Annotated in this window: 13 protein-coding genes and 1 pseudogene; 9 read left to right on the top strand and 5 right to left on the bottom strand. The window is 70.4% G+C overall.

What is annotated here, in order from left to right; translation table 11 throughout:
- Positions 1-2 precede the first annotated feature (2 nt).
- A complete protein-coding gene (locus AQJ11_RS43060) occupies positions 3-1,202 on the top strand; it encodes a 2-oxo acid dehydrogenase subunit E2 (protein ID WP_059267102.1) in 1,200 nt (399 codons plus the stop codon).
- 120 nt (positions 1,203-1,322) lie between these two features.
- On the opposite strand, the gene AQJ11_RS43055 is transcribed toward AQJ11_RS43060, so the two are convergent.
- The 3 genes from AQJ11_RS43055 to qcrB all read right to left on the bottom strand — a co-directional run bounded on the left by AQJ11_RS43055 (position 1,323) and on the right by qcrB (position 4,715).
- Complete coding sequence (locus AQJ11_RS43055; protein ID WP_059267101.1) at positions 1,323-1,841, bottom strand: GNAT family N-acetyltransferase; 519 nt, start codon at positions 1,839-1,841, stop codon at positions 1,323-1,325.
- A gap of 156 nt (positions 1,842-1,997) precedes the next feature.
- Entirely contained in the window at positions 1,998-2,840 is an 843-nt protein-coding gene (locus AQJ11_RS43050) for an alpha/beta fold hydrolase (RefSeq protein ID WP_059267100.1), read from the bottom strand.
- Between the two features lie 255 nt (positions 2,841-3,095).
- Positions 3,096-4,715 (bottom strand): cytochrome bc1 complex cytochrome b subunit, encoded by a 1,620-nt coding sequence (gene qcrB / locus AQJ11_RS43045; protein ID WP_059267099.1) that lies wholly within the window; start codon positions 4,713-4,715, stop codon positions 3,096-3,098.
- A gap of 500 nt (positions 4,716-5,215) precedes the next feature.
- Between qcrB and AQJ11_RS43040 the strand changes: the two genes are divergently transcribed.
- The 5 genes from AQJ11_RS43040 (at position 5,216) to AQJ11_RS43020 (ending at position 10,805) form a co-directional block, all read left to right on the top strand.
- Complete coding sequence (locus tag AQJ11_RS43040) at positions 5,216-5,980, top strand: class I SAM-dependent methyltransferase (protein ID WP_059267098.1); 765 nt, start codon at positions 5,216-5,218, stop codon at positions 5,978-5,980.
- A 171-nt stretch (positions 5,981-6,151) separates the two neighbouring features.
- Positions 6,152-7,390 (top strand): NAD(P)/FAD-dependent oxidoreductase, encoded by a 1,239-nt coding sequence (locus AQJ11_RS43035; protein ID WP_059267097.1) that lies wholly within the window; start codon positions 6,152-6,154, stop codon positions 7,388-7,390.
- 103 nt (positions 7,391-7,493) lie between these two features.
- A complete protein-coding gene (locus tag AQJ11_RS43030; protein WP_059267096.1) occupies positions 7,494-8,237 on the top strand; it encodes a PIG-L deacetylase family protein in 744 nt (247 codons plus the stop codon).
- 76 nt (positions 8,238-8,313) lie between these two features.
- Positions 8,314-9,414, top strand: a complete 1,101-nt coding sequence (locus AQJ11_RS43025; protein WP_059267095.1) for a phenylacetate--CoA ligase family protein — start codon at positions 8,314-8,316, stop codon at positions 9,412-9,414.
- Positions 9,414-10,805 carry an aldehyde dehydrogenase family protein gene (locus tag AQJ11_RS43020; protein ID WP_059267094.1) on the top strand — a complete coding sequence of 464 codons (1,392 nt, stop codon included), beginning with the start codon at positions 9,414-9,416 and terminating at the stop codon, positions 10,803-10,805. The genes AQJ11_RS43025 and AQJ11_RS43020 overlap by 1 nt, the downstream gene beginning before the upstream one ends.
- Positions 10,806-10,812: 7 nt before the next feature.
- Here the strand turns inward: AQJ11_RS43020 and AQJ11_RS43015 are convergent, their stop codons facing one another.
- Positions 10,813-11,445, bottom strand: coding sequence for a DUF5134 domain-containing protein (locus AQJ11_RS43015; RefSeq protein ID WP_059267093.1), 633 nt, complete (start codon positions 11,443-11,445; stop codon positions 10,813-10,815).
- Positions 11,446-11,704: 259 nt separating this feature from the next.
- On the opposite strand from AQJ11_RS43015, the gene AQJ11_RS43010 reads away from it, so the two are divergent.
- Together AQJ11_RS43010 and AQJ11_RS43005 are read left to right on the top strand one after the other, a co-directional pair.
- Positions 11,705-12,601 (top strand): RNA polymerase sigma-70 factor, encoded by an 897-nt coding sequence (locus AQJ11_RS43010; protein WP_059267092.1) that lies wholly within the window; start codon positions 11,705-11,707, stop codon positions 12,599-12,601.
- Positions 12,602-12,906: 305 nt separating this feature from the next.
- Positions 12,907-13,404 (top strand): Ohr family peroxiredoxin, encoded by a 498-nt coding sequence (locus tag AQJ11_RS43005; protein WP_059267091.1) that lies wholly within the window; start codon positions 12,907-12,909, stop codon positions 13,402-13,404.
- Positions 13,405-13,550: 146 nt separating this feature from the next.
- On the opposite strand, the pseudogene fdxA reads toward AQJ11_RS43005, so the two are convergent.
- Positions 13,551-13,856: pseudogene (gene fdxA / locus AQJ11_RS43000) on the bottom strand (ferredoxin); the annotation flags it as partial.
- 233 nt (positions 13,857-14,089) lie between these two features.
- Between fdxA and AQJ11_RS42995 the strand changes: the two are divergent.
- Positions 14,090-15,790 carry an L-aspartate oxidase gene (locus tag AQJ11_RS42995; RefSeq protein WP_059267090.1) on the top strand — a complete coding sequence of 567 codons (1,701 nt, stop codon included), beginning with the start codon at positions 14,090-14,092 and terminating at the stop codon, positions 15,788-15,790.
- Positions 15,791-15,879: the final 89 nt, after the last annotated feature.

Here is a 15,879-nt window from a genome sequence, read left to right as displayed (position 1 = left end):
TCATGACGGTTACCGTGACCCTGCCTGCCCTCGGCGAGTCTGTCACCGAGGGCACCGTGACCCGCTGGCTGAAACAGATCGGTGAACACGTCGAGGCCGATGAGCCCTTGCTGGAGGTCTCCACCGACAAGGTCGACACCGAGATCCCCTCCCCCGCGGCCGGCGTTCTGCTGAGCATTGCCGTCGCCGAGGACGAGACCGCCGAGGTCGGCGCCGAGCTCGCCGTCATCGGTACGGCGGACGCTGTCCCGGCGGCCTCGCCCGCGCCCCCGGCCGAGGCCCCTCAGGCCGCCCCGGCGCCGTCTCCCACCCCGGCGCCGGCGCCGGTCACGCCGCCTCCCGCCGCCCCCGTCGCCCCGTCGCCGGCCCCCGCACCCGAACCCACGTCGGCACCGCAGGTGCTGGCGCAGGTCGCGCCGGTGTCACCCGCGCCCGCTGGGCCGGCCACCCCGGCGGCACAGGAGCCCGCGTTGCGCGGCCGGACGGTCCGGATGAGCCGCATCCGCAGAGCCATCGGGGACAACCTGAAGAAGGCCCTGCTGGAGCAGGCGCAACTGACCAGTACGGTCGAGGCCGACGTCACCCGGCTCATGCGGCTGCGCAACCGGGCGAAGGACGGTTTCCTGGCCCGCGAGGGCGTCAAGCTGTCTCCGATGCCCTTCTTCGTCAAGGCCGCGGCCCAGGCGTTGAAGGCGCATCCGGTCGTCAACGCCAGGATCAACGAGGCCGAGGGGACGATCACCTACTTCGACACCGAGAACGTCGGCATCGCGGTCGACACCGAGAACGGGCTGATGACCCCGGTGATCAAGGCCGCCGGCGACCTGACCGTCGCCGGGATCGCCCGGGCCGTCCACGACCTGGCGGACCGGGCCCGCAGTGGCCACCTCACCCCCGACGACGTGTCGGGCGCGACCTTCACCATCTCCAACACCGGTTCGCGCGGCGCCCTCTTCGACACCGTCATCGTGCCGCCGCGCCAGGCGGCGATCCTGGGCGTGGGCGCGACGGTCAGGAGGCCCGGGGTCGTGCGCAGCGCCGACGAGGAGGTCATCGGCATCCGGGACCTGGTGCATCTGTCGTTGTCGTACGACCACCGGCTGGTGGACGGGGCGGATGCGGCTCGCTACCTGACCACGGTCAGGGAGATTCTGGAGTCCGCGGCGTTCGAGGACGATCTGTACCCCGCCGCCGGGACGTGAGGCGTGCCGGCGCCCCTCTGAAGGTGCCGATGAAACAGCCGATGCGGAACACTACGTTCCGCATCGGCTTTTCCTTTCGGTCCGGTACTCGGTCCGGCTGACCCGGAGAACAGTCGATGATCACCGGTGCCCGGCGCGCAGGAGGCAAGTCCGCCGACGGCCGGGCAGGCCGGCCGCCAGATCACGTGCCTGGACCCAGGCGGTGACGGTGCCGCCCTCCTCACTCCGGTGCACGGCGACGGGCACGTGGCGCAAGACGGCGTCCATCCGTTCGTCGCCGGACAGGACGAGGCCGTAGAGCGTCGCCCAACCGCCTCTGAGCGCGTGGTGGCCCAGGTGGTGCAGCAGGCGGGTACCCAACCCCCGCCCCTGCCAGGAGTCCTCTACCAAGAGCGCGACCTCGACGGCCGAGTGGTCCGGCATCAGATGGCCCACGGCGACGAGGCGGCCGGTGGCGTCCCGTGCGGCCAGGTGGACCGAGCCGGGGCGGGCCAGTAGAGCGGGCAGGTAGGTATGGGGGTCGGCCATGGCCCGGTGGTAGCGGGTCCACAGGGTGTGCGAGGAGCAGCGACGGTGCATCGCCACGATGGGAGCGAGGTCGCCGGGGCCTATGGGAACGATCCGCGGTTCGCGGCGCATGGGCTTGTCCTTGGGCGGCCCAGGCCCGGTGCGGGATGCGCACGGGCGGACCGGCGGTCGGGGAACGGGGTTCGCGCATATGGAAGCGTGGAACGCCCACGGGACCGACGTGGACCGAACGGTCCGTGTCAGTCCCGTGGGCGTTACGCGGAAGGGTCAGCGCACCGAGCGCGCGGCGTCCTCGATGACGTCGGTGACCTTGCCGGGCTGCGACACGCTCACCGCGTGGGACGCCCGGACCTCCGTGGTGTGGGCACCGGCCCGCTCGGCCATGAACTCCTGGGCCTTCGCCGGAATGTTGCGGTCCTGCGTGGCGACCAGGACCCAGGACGGGATGGTCTTCCAGGCGGGCTCCGCCGCGCCCTCGGCGAGGGCGGCGTTGGTGACCGGTCGCTGGGTGACGGCCATCAGGTCGGTCTTGTTACGGGGCACGTCCGCCGCGAACTGGTGCCGGAACTTGTCGTTCTGAATGTAGAGGTCGGTGCCTTCAGAACCGTCGGCGTTCGTGAACGGCACCGGGCGCAGCGCGTCGCCGAGGGTGCTGCCGGGGAACTTCCCCGCCAGGTCGGCCGCGCTCTCGCCCTTCTCCGGCAGGAAGGCGGCGAGGTAGACCAGCGCCTTGACGTTCTTGTTGCCGGTGGCGGCATTGCTGATGACCGAGCCGCCGTAGGAGTGACCGGCCAGGACGACGGGACCGTCGATGCCGGCCAGGACGTCCTTGAGGTAGGCGGAGTCGCCGCTCAGGGAGCGCAGCGGGTTGGCGACGGCGACCACGGGATAACCGTCGTGCCGCAGTCTCTTTGTGACGCCGTTCCAGCTCGTGGAATCGGCGAAGGCGCCGTGGACCAGGACGACGGTGGGCTTGGGCGCCCGCGAGGGGGCGCCCTTGTCGGCGGAGGCCGGGGCGATCGTGGTGGCGAGGAGGCCCGCGGCGATGGTGGCGCCGGCCAGAACGGTGAGGGAGGTACGGGCCCGGCGTGTGCGGGGGATACGGGTCATGTCGAATGCCTTTCGGACGGGATCGGGGTGCCCGGCTCACGGAGGAGGAGCGGGCTGGTACTGAGGGGATCGAAGCCCTTGCGCGGCCCGCTGCCGCGGTAGGGGTGTGGATCCGCTGTGGCTGCGAGGGGTGAACAGGCGTCCGCGGCGGGCCGATTGGCCGGCGCTTCGTTGTGCCGCCTTCACCCATATGACCGGAAACCTGTCGAAGGTGTTACATGTCGTGACGACAGGTCCTGGAGTGTGCGTCGGCGATCAGGAGTGGTGGTGGCCGCTGATCTCCGTGTACTCGGCCGCCGTGGGCTTGGGAACCTGCGTACCCGAGCCGTACAGGACACGGCTGAGCCTGACGCGCAGACGCTGGGCACGGCGGGGCAGGGCGCCGTCCGCGTCCCGCACGGGTGCGGCCTCCAGGGGCCGGTACTGCGTGTGGGCGGTCAGGACGTGCAATTGCGCCTGGGTGAGCGGCTCGTGCACCTCGACGTACTCGCCGTGCGGAAGCCGTTTGATGATGCCGCTCTCACGCCCGTGCAGCACCTTGTCGCGGTCTTGCCGTTGGAGATCCAGTGCCACACGTTTGGTGACCAAGAAGGCCAGGACCGGGACGACGAACAGGCCGATGCGCACGGTCCACGTGACTGCTTCGACAGAAACACGCAGATGAGTCGCTATCAGGTCGTTGGCGGCACCGACGAGAGCCACCGAGTAGACGCTGAGCCAGGCCACGCCCAGAGCGGTCCGCACCGGGCGGTTGCGGGGGCGGTCCAGCAGGTGCTGCTCGCGGTCGTCGTCCGTGACCCAGGACTCGATGAAGGGATAGGCGCCCATGGCGAGGAAGAGCAGCACGCCGATCAGCAGGGGCAGGAAGTTGTCCAGGGCCAGGGTGTGGCCCCAGAACGAGATCTCCCAGCCGGGCATGACGCGCAGGAAACCGTCGGCGACGCCCATGTACCAGTCGGGCTGGGAACCGGCGGAGACCTGGTCGGGGCGGAAGGGCCCGTACTTCCACACCGGATTGATCTGCGCGACTGCGGCCATGAAGAAGATCACGCCGGACACGAGGAAGAAGTAGCCGCCGGCCTTGACGGCGTACACCCGGAACGGGATGCCGACGACGTTGGTGTTGGTACGGCCGGGCCCGGGGTACTGAGCGTGCCGGTGGCGTACGGCCAGGGCCAGGTGGCCGACGAGCAGGGCGACCATCAGTCCGGGGATGACCAGGACGTGGAGGGTGTTGAAGCGGGCGATCAGGTCCTCGCCGGGGAACTCTCCGCCGAAGAGGAAGAACGACACGTACGTCCCGACGACCGGGATCGAGAGGATCGTGCCGTTCACGACCTGGAGTCCCGTTCCGGACAGCAGGTCGTCTGGCAGGTCGTAGCCGGTCAGGCCCCCGAACATGGCCAGGATGAGCAACAGGAACCCGAGTACCCAGTTCAGCTCGCGTGGCTTGCGGAACGCGCCGGTGAAGAAGACTCGCAGCATGTGCACGAACAAGGCGGCGACGAAGACCAGCGCCGCCCAGTGGTGGGCCTGGCGGACGAGGAGGCCGCCGCGGACGTCGAAGGACATGTGCAGGGTCGAGTCGAACGCCTCCGATACCAGTTGGCCTCGCAAGGGGGCGTAACTGCCCTGGTAGACCACGGGGTCGGAGGAAGGGTGGAAGTAGAAGCTCAGGTAGGCGCCGGTGAGCAGCAGGATGACGAAACTGTAGAGTGCGATCTCGCCGAGCATGAACGACCAGTGGTCGGGGAACACCAGGCGCCGAGCGGAGCGGGCCAGACGGCGGTAGCCGAGCCGGCCGTCCGCCCACTGGGCGAGCCTCTCCCCCGTGCGCTCCTGCCCCGGCTCGGCCGGCCGGCTGTCGTTGCCCATCTCTTCACCATTCATTTCTGCATCACCCGAAGCTCGCTGCGTCTGATGGCGCCGCGGTCCCGGGCACTGCCGTGGGTCCGCGGCACTGGCGTGTTGCGAGGGCTCCCCGTCGCCGTGCGGCCGTGGCTGTCCGTGCCCCTGTGCGTTCCCCGAGCCCCGGCACGGGCCGGGAGGACGCACACGCGGCGCTGCGGAGCCGACTCGTCCACGGCTGTGCTGTTCGGGCACGGTTCGTGAACTGCTGTCCCAGTCATGACCGGCAAGACGGTTCAGGTGTGACACGGGGAGCCGGGTGCCGCCCTGCTCCTCGATGTCCGTGCAGAGGCCTCGGCAGCAGCGTGGAGCTGAGTGCCTGAACCGGACCTCCGCCGGACCCGTGGGGAAGGCCGGCGAAACAGCGCAGTTACTGCGACGGCGGTCACCCCGAACCCGCACAGGCCGGGGCCACCACTCGTCACCCTCGCTGTCACACCCACGGCCCAGGTGCTGTCTTGCTGGATATGCACCCTGTCATAGCGAGAGCACCGACCTTCCGGCCGCAGACGGATTCCTACGCCGTCACCGCGGAGTTCTACGACATCCTCCAGGCCGAGGCCGACGAGAGACGGGTCCGTCACCTCTACGGCCGTGAAGTCGCGAAGGCCCGTGTCGGCGTCCTGGACATCGGTGCCGGTACCGGACGGGTCACGTTGATGAGCCTGGCCGAGTCGCAGGCCGACGTGTATGCCGTCGAGCCCGCGCGGGCCATGCGCACGTCCTTGATGACCCGCCTCGCCGCCCTGCCCGCACGGCAGAGGGAGCGGGTGACCGTACACCCGCACGCCTTGGACGAGGCGGCTCTGTACGCGGTGGCGGACGTGGCCGTCTGCCACAACACGGTCGCGTGCCTCTCGCCGGGCGCGCGGAACGCGCTCTGGCATGCGATCGGCGCGGCCCTCGTCCCCGGCGGTTCGCTGTTCCTGCAGCTCCCGCCTGCCCAGCTTCCGGCCCGGACCATTCTGCGCGTCCTGCCCGAACAGCGGGTCGGCGAGCACACGTACGGCGGACGCATGGTGATGTCGACCGCCGGGAACCGCATCCACACACGCGCCGACTACTGGGTCCGGGGTGCGGAAGGTGTGCTCCGGGAGCACACCGAGACGTTCTGGATGTGGCCCGCCTCGCGTGCCCAGGTGATCGACGACCTGGAACGGCACGGATTCGTCCCGTTGCCGGGACACGATGATCCGGCCGTCCTGGCGGTGACGCTGCGATCTCCCTGGTGAGACGACGGATCACACATCCTGGTGTGCGCGAGGACGGCCGGGGGACGCCGACGGCGGTCGCCGCGGCACACTGACGCGGCGATGTCACAACCCGTGTCCTCGCCCGGTCTCATGGATGACCGCACCACACGACTCGCTGTGTGCGTCACACAACCTGAGACGGGGATCATCATGTCGCCTGGTAACACATTCGTGATCGTCGGGGGCGGCCTGGCCGCCGGCAAGGCCGCGGAAGAGCTGCGCGCGCACGGTCACGACGGGCCGCTCCTCCTCATCGGGGACGAGCGGGAGCGGCCGTACATTCGACCGCCGCTGTCCAAGGGCTATCTGCTGGGCAAGGAGGACCGCGAGTCGATCCACGTGCACCCCGAGGGCTGGTACCGGGAACACGGGGTCGATCTGCTTCTGGGCACGAGCGTGACGTCGGTCGACGGGCAGGCCAAAGAGGTGACGCTGGACGACGGCCGTCGCGTGCCCTACACCAAGCTGCTCCTGGCGACCGGTTCCTCACCGCGCCGCCTGTCCGTCCCGGGGGCGGACCTGGACGGCGTGCTGTACCTGCGGCGCGTGGGCGACAGCGAGCGCCTCAAGTCCGCCTTCACCGAGGGGGCGCGGATCGTGGTGGTCGGCGGCGGCTGGATCGGTCTGGAGACCGCGGCCGCGGCTCGGACGGCCGGGTCGGAGGTGACCGTGCTCGAACACGCCGAGCTGCCCCTGCTCAAGGTATTGGGGCGGGAGGCGGCCGAGGTCTTCGCCGGCCTGCACCGGGACCACGGCGTCGATCTGCGTCCCCACGCCGAGATCGAACGCGTCACCGGAACCGCCAGTCGCGTGGACGGGGTCGTGCTGGCCGACGGCAGTCACCTGCCCGCGGACGCCGTGGTGGTGGGAGTGGGCATCACACCCAACGTCCGCCTCGCCGAGGAGGCGGGCCTGGACGTGCACAACGGCATCGTCACGGACGAGCACCTGCGGACCTCGGTGGCCGACATCTACGCCGCCGGCGACGTCGCCAACGCCTACCACCCACGGCTCGGCCGGCACCTGCGCGTGGAGCACTGGGCCAACGCACTGCACCAGCCGCGCACCGCCGCCCTGAGCATGCTGGGCAAGGACGCGGTCTACGACCGGCTGCCCTACTTCTACACCGACCAGTACGACCTCGGGATGGAGTACACCGGCTACGCCGAGCCGGGCGGCTACGACCGTGTCGTCTTCCGCGGGGCACCGGACGAGCGGCGGTTCATCGCCTTCTGGATGTCCGGGAACCGGATCGTGGCGGGAATGAGCGTCAACGTCTGGGACGTCATCGACACGATCCGTTCCCTGATCGAATCCGGCGTGGAGACGGACGACGCCGTCCTCGCCGATCCCGCGGTCCCCCTGGAGAGCCTTCTCCCGCGCGTCTGAACCACTCCGGCGACACGGTCGGCTCCGAGGTGCCCGAGCACATCGACTCGGGGCCCCGCGCCGGCCTGCCGCCCCACCACGCGACATCGACGAGAGCAGACACATGACCGACAGCCCCCTTCCGCCGCTCCGCCCGATGCCGGACGACTGGCAACGGGCACTCGCCGTGGTGGCCCATCCCGACGATCTCGAATACGGATGCTCGGCCGCCGTGGCCTCCTGGGTGGCCGACGGCCGACAGGTCGCCTACGTCCTCGCCACCCGTGGTGAGGCCGGTATCGACAGCCTGGCCCCCGAACGCGCCCGGTCGCTGCGCGAAGCTGAGCAGCGCGCCGCCGCCGCGGCCGTGGGTGTTTCCACGGTGGAGTTCCTCGACCACCAGGACGGTGTGATCGAGTACGGCGTACCCCTGCGGCGCGACATCGCCGCGGCCGTCCGCCGCCACCGGCCCGAGCTGGTGATCACGCTGAACCACCGGGACACCTGGGCCCATGGTGCCTGGAACACACCGGACCACGTGGCTGTGGGGCGCGCGGTGCTGGACGCGTCGGCGGACGCGGGCAACCGCTGGATCTTCCCGGAGCTCACCGAACAGGGCCTGCTGCCCTGGAACGGCGTCCGGTGGGTGGCCGTCGCCAACTCGCCCGCGCCGACTCACGCGGTATCCGCCGAGCCGGGCTTCGAGCAGGGGGTGCTGTCCTTGCTGCGGCACCGCACCTACATCGAGGCATTGACCGAGGAGGACCCCGAGACGTACGCGCGCCGCTTCCTGGCCGACAGCACCAGCGCCCACGGCTCGCGGTTCGACGGCCGGCGCGCCGTCGCCTTCGAGCTGTTCAGCCGGTGACCGAACACGCCCGGATCTCACACGCCCCGCGGAACCTCGCTCATCCGCACGAGACCGTGCCGAGGAAGGACCATCCATGACGTACGAGTCCCCCACCGTTCTGGACGCCGGACCGTCCGACGACGTCGACCCGGACGAGTTCGTCCGAGCGGCCATGCGCTGGCATTTCGACCCGGCGACAGGTTCCCGCTACTGGCTCGACCGGGCCGATTGGCTCGCCTTCGATCCGCGGCAGGACGTCGAGTGCGTGGACGACCTGATGCTCTTCCCCGACCTGACCGACGAACTGCGGGACGTCCCGGTGGCGGACCTGATCCCCCGGGGCTACGGAAACGACGCCCGGCTGCTCAACGTCTTCGACAGCGGCGGAACGACCGGGGCGCCCAAGCGAGTCGTCCAGCTCGACGACTGGATGCGACACAGCACGGAGCAGGTCGACAAGCGCCTCCGGGACCACGGCCTGCCCGTCGGAGCTCACTGGCTGACGGTGGCGCCGACAGGTCCGCATCTGGTGGGTGACGTGCTGCAGCGGGCCGCAGGGTCCCTCGGCGGCCCGGGGCTGAGCATCGACATGGACCCCCGCTGGGTGAAGAAGCTGGTCGCCTCCGGCCGGAGCGACGAGGTCGAGTCCTACACCGACCATCTCGTCGAACAGTGCCGGCGGATCCTGCTGACCCAGGACATCGGGGTACTCGCCGCCACCACCCCGCTGCTGGAGCGCTTCGCCCACGAGGACGACCTCCTGGAGCGGATCAACGGCTCGGTCCAGGCGATCATCTGGGGTGGCACGCACATGGACCCCGACACCCGCCACCTGCTGGGCACGGAGGTCTTCCCCGACGTACCCCTCATCGGCATGTACGGCAACACCATGATGCTCACCGCGCTGCTCGAACGGACAGGTCTCAGCGCTTCGGAGCCCTGTGTGTTCGACCCCGTGTCGCCGTACGTGTTCCTGTCGGTCGTGGACCCCGACACCGGGGATACGGTCGAAGTCGGTGAACGGGGCCAGGTGATCGTCAGCCACGTCAGCAAGTCCATGCTCATTCCCAACAACGCGGAACGGGACACGGCCGTACGCATGCGGCCGGCCGACGGCCAGGCAGGTGACGCCGTCGCGGACGTCGCGCCGGTGCCCACGGTGAAGGGCGAGACCGTGATCGAGGGCGTGTACTGATGACGGATGCCGTGGTCACCGGACCGGTGTACCTGGACGCGCTGGGTCCCCGCGGGCCGTACCGGACGCGGGTGCCGAGCGCGGTGACGGATGTGTCCGGTACCGAGGTGGCGCGGCTGAGCCTGGTGCCACCGGTGTTCGTCGGCCGGGCGCTGGCCGCGCTGCGCAAGGCCGAGGCGGTGCCGGCGGCCGACATAGACGCACTGCTGGAGGCGGCCGGCGAGGAGTTCGCCACTGGCACCGTCGGCGGACTGGGCGTACGCGAGTACGAACACCTCGTCAGCCGTACGTCCGGCACGCCGCTGACGGTGGTGCGCGCCGCGACACGGGGCACGGCTCGGTTCGTCAGCCGAGCCCGTTCCTCCGCCGAGCAGGGAAGACCACGCGGGGCGGTGTCCGACCGCCGGGATCCGTCCCTGGCGGCCGGCCACGCCGTCTGGGCCCGCCGGGGGCACGTGTTCACCGTCAACGCCTCCGGCAACCATCCCGGTGTCCACCGGCTGTGGCTAGAGGCGCTGGCCCTGGGCTACCGCGTCGCCGTGCGTCCGTCTCGGCGGGAACCCTTCACCCCGCACCGGCTGGTCGGGGCGCTGCACCGGGCGGGTGTCCGGGAGGACCAGCTGGTGTTGCTGCCCACGGACCACCGGACCGCCGACGTGCTCGTCCGCGGTGCCGACCGCGCGGTCGTGTACGGCGGAGACGAGGTGGTCGCCCGGTACGCCCGCGATCCACGCGTGCTGCCCCAGGGGCCGGGCAGGACCAAGATCCTCATCACCGCGGACACCGACTGGCGGGAGCACCTCGACACGATCGTCGGCTCGGTCGCCGAGGAGGGGGGCACCGCGTGCGTCAACGCCACCGCCGTCTTCGTCGAGGGCGATCCGGCGCCGCTCGCCGAGGCCGTCGCGGCCCGCCTGTCCCGGCTGCCCGGTCTGCCGCCACAGGACGCGCGGGCGGTGCTCCCGGTGTGCCCGCTGGACCGGGCACGGGCACTCGGCTCCTACCTGAGGTCGGTGGCGGTGGGCACCCGTGCCTGGCTCGGTGGTGAGGGGGTCGTCGACGACCTCGGTGACGGAAGCGCCGTCCTGCGTCCCGCCGTCCACCAGGTCGGCAGCTCCAGTGCCGCGCAGCTCCGGACCGAACTCCCCTTTCCCTGCGTGTGGGTGGCGCCCTGGAGCCGTACGGACGGCATCGCTCCGCTGCGGGACACACTCGTGCTCTCGGCGCTCACCCGCGACGGCGCGTTGCTCGACGCGCTGCTGGCGGAACCCACCATCGCCAATGTGTACGTCGGTGACCACCCGACCTACTGGATGGCTCCGGGTGTGCCCCACGACAGTTACCTGTCGGACTTCCTGATGCGCAGCAAGGCCCTGGTCGGCGCCCTGTGACAGGCGGTCAGTGGGGCATGAGCAGCATCAGGGCCGTCCCCAGCGCCATCACTCCGTCGCGGACGTGACCGTACGGGTCCGTCGCGGCGGCACGGTGCGCGGCATTCGGGACGGGCCGCAGCGAGGGCATGGGGCGGGTCAACGACCACATGGCGCACGCCAGGAGGTACACCGCCAGCAGCCCGGTGACCCAGGCAGCCGACATCGGTGCGCCGGTGGCATGGCCGTGAGCCACGGTGTCGTGCGTGGCCGGGACGCCTGCGGCCAGGGCCTCGTGGGACGGCACCGCCCGGCCGTGGTGTGTGCGCGGCATCCAGGCCATCGCGGCCATGCCGGCCGCGGACGGCAGCCGGCCGGCGATCTCCGTCACCGCGTTCGCCGTGTGGCGGCGGAGGGCGGTCAGCGGGAACCACAGTGCGGCGAGCGTGAAGAGAACCGTCGTGGTCCGACCGGGCAGAGATTGGCCGAGGCTCCACGGCATGGCCGCCATGGCCACGGCCATGGCGGCGTGCAGGAGGTGGTCCACCCGGTCACGGCGTCCCGCCCCCGGCGCCCGGACACCGTGCCACAGTGCGTGCACCGCCACGAGGACGAAGAGCACCGTCAGCAGGAAGTGCACGATGTCGACGGGAGTGTCCATGGGACGTGTGCACCTTTCCTGGTCACATGACCTTTCACAGTCCTGACCGGGCGTGCGGTTGTTTCGTGACAGAGCTCGCTCGCCACAGGAGCGGGCAGGTCGTGGGAGCGGTGCGGTGCCCTGCACGGGATGTCGCGGACCCAACGAGTGCCACGGTGTGCACGCTGGACGGCGTCCCGGGCGGTCGTGCCGACGCCCCCGACGCGGCCCTGCGCGGCCGCTTGTAGCATGGTGCGCACGAAGCCAGAGAGGAAGATCCATGCACGCTGGCGCCCATCCCGACACCCTTGATCAAGCGACGAAGGACTTCCTTGCGGCGCGCCCGCGACTCTTCGGCATCGCCTACCGCGTCCTGGGCAGTGCGGCGGAGGCCGAAGACGTCGTGCAGGAAACCTGGCTGCGGTGGCAGAACACGGACCGCACGAAGGTCCTCGAACCGGCCGCGTTCCTCACCACGGTGGCCACCCGGCTGGCGATCAACCTGGCCCAGTCCGCACGGGTGCGCCGGGAGTCCTATGTCGGTCCCTGGCTTCCCGAGCCCGTCGACACCACGGAGGATCCTCAGCTGGGCGCGGAACGGGCCGAGGCACTGGAGATGGCGGTTCTCCTGCTCCTGGAGAAGCTGAATCCCGTGGAGCGCACCGCCTACGTGCTGCGGGAGGCGTTCGACTACCCCTACGGGCGGGTCTCCGAGATTCTCGAAACAAGCGAGGCCAACGCCCGTCAGCTGGTGAGCCGGGCACGCAGGCACCTGGCCGCCGAGCGCAGGGAGCGCGTCACGCCGGCAGCCCATCGGCGGCTGCTGGAGGTGTTCCTCTCCGCAGCGCGGACGGGCGATCTGTCGGTGCTGGAGGACGTTCTCACCGCCGACGTCGTCAGCTACTCGGACGGGGGCGGGATCCGTGGCGCGTCCAAGATCCCGGTCATCGGGCGGCCGCACGTCTCGCGGTACCTCGTGGCATTCGCACCGCGCTTCTGGCCACAGGCGGACGTCCGGTGGGTCGAGGCGAACGGCCTGCCGGCCGTGCTCGTCTCGTCCGGCGGGCAGGCTGTCGCCCTGCTGTCCGTCGACATCTCGACGGAGGGTATCGACCGGCTCATGTGGGTGATGAACCCGGCCAAGCTGGCGCCGTACGTGGCCTCCCTGCACGACTGACCCGCCGGCGGGCGCCCTCCCCGGCCGTCGGCGGGCGCCCTCCCCGGCCGTCGGCGGGCAGGCGTCACAGGAACGGTTACTTGTCGGTCAACCAGTAGTCCGGACCCCGGACGCCCCGACCCCAGGACGGACGACGTGACGTGTGGTGTGTGCGGTGCGGTGCCGCCCTCGACAGAGAGCGCCCCAGCCTGCCCGGCGTGTCCCACGGACCCGCGCGTCACCGCCTTCCGTTCCTCCAGGCCCCTGAGTACGCGCTCCCGGACGTCCGCCGGAACGTCGTACCACGACCACATCGGAGTCACGCCGTGACCGAGCGCATCCAACTGCCCTCCCTGTCGACCGAGAAGAACTACGACGGGAACGAGTTCTCGCCCATCTACACGACCACCGTGACCGTCCACGGTGGTGTGGCCTCTCACGGGCGGGCCTCCGGCCGGGCACGCTCGTCCGACGGCGCCCTGGACCTTGACCTGCGCATGCCCGCCGAGCTGGGCGGCGACGGCCAGGGAACCAACCCCGAGCAGCTCTTCGCAGCCGGCTTCGCGGCGTGCTTTCACGGCGCGCTGAGCCTCCTGGCACGGCAGCAGGCGCTCGACCCCGCGGCCATCTCGGTCGTGGCGACCGTCGCCTTCGGACGGGATCCGGAGGACGGTGGCTATCTGCTACGCGTCGATCTGGTGGTGCAGTGGCCCGGTGTCGCTCCCGAGACGGCAACAGATCTGATGGAGAAGGCCGACACGCTGTGTCCCTACGCGCGCATGGCCTGGAGGGGCACGCCGACCACCATCACGCTCGCCTCCTGACCGGTACGTTCGGTATGCGTCGGCCGTCGCCCCGGGCGACGGCCGCTCATCGCCGGCACATCCCGTCAGGACGGGAACCACAGGTCCGCGTCGGCGGCTTCCTCCTTGCGGACGGCGAAGACGGAGACCTCCTTCTTGTGGAGAACCTGCCGGGGCAGGGCCGCGACCAGAGGGTGATCCCCGGCCGCGCCACCCTGGTGATCCCGCTCCGGCGTCGCGGCTACGAAGAACTCCGCGTTGACAGACCGGTAATGCGCCCAGTGCCGCGGCAGGTCGTCCTCGTAGAAGATGGCCTCCACGGGGCAGACGGGCTCACAAGCGTGGCAGTCGACGCACTCCGCGGGGTTGATGTAGAGCGTGCGCGAACCCTCGTAGATGCAGTCCACGGGGCATTCGGTGACACACGCCCGGTCCTTGATGTCGACGCAGGGCTGCGCGATGACGTACGTCATCCCTCTCCTCCTCCTCGCCGCGGGACACGCCGCAGGGCCGGCTCGGGCGGCCGTCGGACTCATCGATACGACCGGGGATGCCGTCTCGTTGTGACACGTGTGCTTTCCCCGGGGTGACCGGCCCCGGAGTCGGGGGTGCCCGTGTCACAAAGCTCCGCCTGGCCTGGTCGTAGTCAGTGACACCCACAGCGACGGGAGCAATCGTGGCTATCACCGAACAACGACTGTCGACCATGGTCCTCGTGATCGGTACCGGCGGGGCCGGCCTGCGGGCGGCGATCGAGCTGGCCGAGGCCGGCGTCGATGTCGTTGCCGTCGGCAAGCGCCCCAAGGAGGACACCCACACCTCCCTGGCCGCCGGCGGGATCAACGCGGCCCTGGCCACGATGGACCCCGAGGACAGCTGGCAGCAGCACGCCGCCGACACCCTCAAGGAGAGTTACCTGCTCGGCGACCCCCGCACCGCGGAGATCGTCACCCAGGGCGCGGCGCTGGGTATCGACGACCTGGAGCGCTACGGCATGGCCTTCGCCCGCGAAGGGGACGGCCGCATCTCGCAGCGCTTCTTCGGCGCGCACAAGTATCGCCGCACCGCCTTCGCCGGCGACTACACCGGTCTGGAGATCCAGCGCACGCTCATCCGGCGCGCGAGCCAGCTCGACATACCCATGCTCGACACCGTCTACATCACCCGTCTCCTGGTCCACGACGGTGCCGTCTTCGGGGCCTACGGTTTCGACCTCACCAACGGCACCCGGCACCTCATCCACGCGGACGCCGTCATCCTCGCGGCCGGCGGGCACACCCGTATCTGGCGGCGCACCTCCTCGCGACGGGACGAGAACACCGGCGACTCCTTTCGCCTGGCGGTGGAGGCCGGGGCCCGTCTGCGCGACCCCGAACTGGTCCAGTTCCACCCCTCCGGCATCATCGAACCGGAGAACGCCGCCGGCACCCTCGTCAGTGAGGCGGCCCGCGGCGAGGGCGGCATCCTGCGCAACGCCCTCGGCGAGCGGTACATGAGCCGTTACGACCCGCAGCGGATGGAGCTGTCCACCCGTGACCGCGTGGCCCTCGCCTCCTACACCGAGATCAAGGAAGGCCGCGGCACCGCCAACGGCGGGGTCTGGCTCGACGTCTCCCACCTCCCCCGCCAGACGATCATGAACCGGCTCCCCCGGGTCTACCAGACGCTCCTGGATCTCCAGATGCTCGACATCACCCGCGAACCCATCGAGGTCGCCCCCACCGCGCACTACTCGATGGGCGGCGTCTGGGTCCGTCCCGAGGACCACAGCACCGACGTCCGCGGCCTGTACGCCATCGGCGAGGCGTCGAGCGGCCTGCACGGCGCCAACCGCCTGGGCGGCAACAGCCTCATCGAACTCCTCGTCTACGGCCGCATCACCGGCCAGGCAGCCGCCGCCTACTCGGAGTCGCTCACCGCGCAGCCCCGCTCCGCGACCGCCGTGGCCCAGGCCCGCGCCGAAGTCGACGAACTGCTCGCCGCCGACGGGCCCGAGAACGTACGCGCCCTTCAGCGCGCCATCCGCAACACCATGACCGAACACGCCGGCGTCGTCCGTGACGAACAGGGTCTGCGCACGGGCCTGGCGGAGCTGGACACCATCGAGAAACGCATGGAGAACGTCGGAGTCCACCCCGACATCGCCGGCTTCCAGGACCTCGCCCACGCCTTCGACCTCAAGTCGGCCGCCCTGGCCGCCCGCGCCACCCTCGAAGCGGCGCTGGAACGCCGGGAGACCCGCGGTTGTCACAATCGCAGCGACTTCCCCGACATGGATCCCGCCTTCCGCGTCAACCTCGTCTGGTCCCCGACGACCGGAATCACCCACGAGAACATTCCCCCCATCCCCGACGAGATCGCGACCCTCATGGAAGACGTCACCACCGACGGAAAGCTCGTCGAGTAGCGGTCCGCCGTCCCGCGTTCCTGCTTCACGGAATTTTCATCGTCACAGAAAACCGAAGCACCCGGTCATTCATGGTGCAGACCCAATCA

It is taken from the genome of Streptomyces corchorusii, assembly GCF_001514055.1.
In the GTDB taxonomy this organism is placed as follows: Bacteria; Actinomycetota; Actinomycetes; order Streptomycetales; family Streptomycetaceae; genus Streptomyces; species Streptomyces olivaceoviridis.
This window is presented reverse-complemented; position numbering and strand designations above follow the sequence as displayed.

Coding starts and splice junctions, on each gene's coding strand:
- qcrB (WP_059267099.1), bottom strand. CDS start 4,715: ATGGGCAACGACAGCCGGCCGGCCGAGCCGGGGCAGGAGCGCACGGGG.
- AQJ11_RS43025 (WP_059267095.1), top strand. CDS start 8,314: ATGACGTACGAGTCCCCCACCGTTCTGGACGCCGGACCGTCCGACGAC.
- AQJ11_RS43030 (WP_059267096.1), top strand. CDS start 7,494: ATGACCGACAGCCCCCTTCCGCCGCTCCGCCCGATGCCGGACGACTGG.
- AQJ11_RS43035 (WP_059267097.1), top strand. CDS start 6,152: ATGTCGCCTGGTAACACATTCGTGATCGTCGGGGGCGGCCTGGCCGCC.
- AQJ11_RS43040 (WP_059267098.1), top strand. CDS start 5,216: ATGCACCCTGTCATAGCGAGAGCACCGACCTTCCGGCCGCAGACGGAT.
- AQJ11_RS42995 (WP_059267090.1), top strand. CDS start 14,090: ATGGTCCTCGTGATCGGTACCGGCGGGGCCGGCCTGCGGGCGGCGATC.
- AQJ11_RS43050 (WP_059267100.1), bottom strand. CDS start 2,840: ATGACCCGTATCCCCCGCACACGCCGGGCCCGTACCTCCCTCACCGTT.
- AQJ11_RS43010 (WP_059267092.1), top strand. CDS start 11,705: ATGCACGCTGGCGCCCATCCCGACACCCTTGATCAAGCGACGAAGGAC.
- AQJ11_RS43055 (WP_059267101.1), bottom strand. CDS start 1,841: ATGCGCCGCGAACCGCGGATCGTTCCCATAGGCCCCGGCGACCTCGCT.
- AQJ11_RS43015 (WP_059267093.1), bottom strand. CDS start 11,445: ATGGACACTCCCGTCGACATCGTGCACTTCCTGCTGACGGTGCTCTTC.
- AQJ11_RS43020 (WP_059267094.1), top strand. CDS start 9,414: ATGACGGATGCCGTGGTCACCGGACCGGTGTACCTGGACGCGCTGGGT.
- AQJ11_RS43060 (WP_059267102.1), top strand. CDS start 3: ATGACGGTTACCGTGACCCTGCCTGCCCTCGGCGAGTCTGTCACCGAG.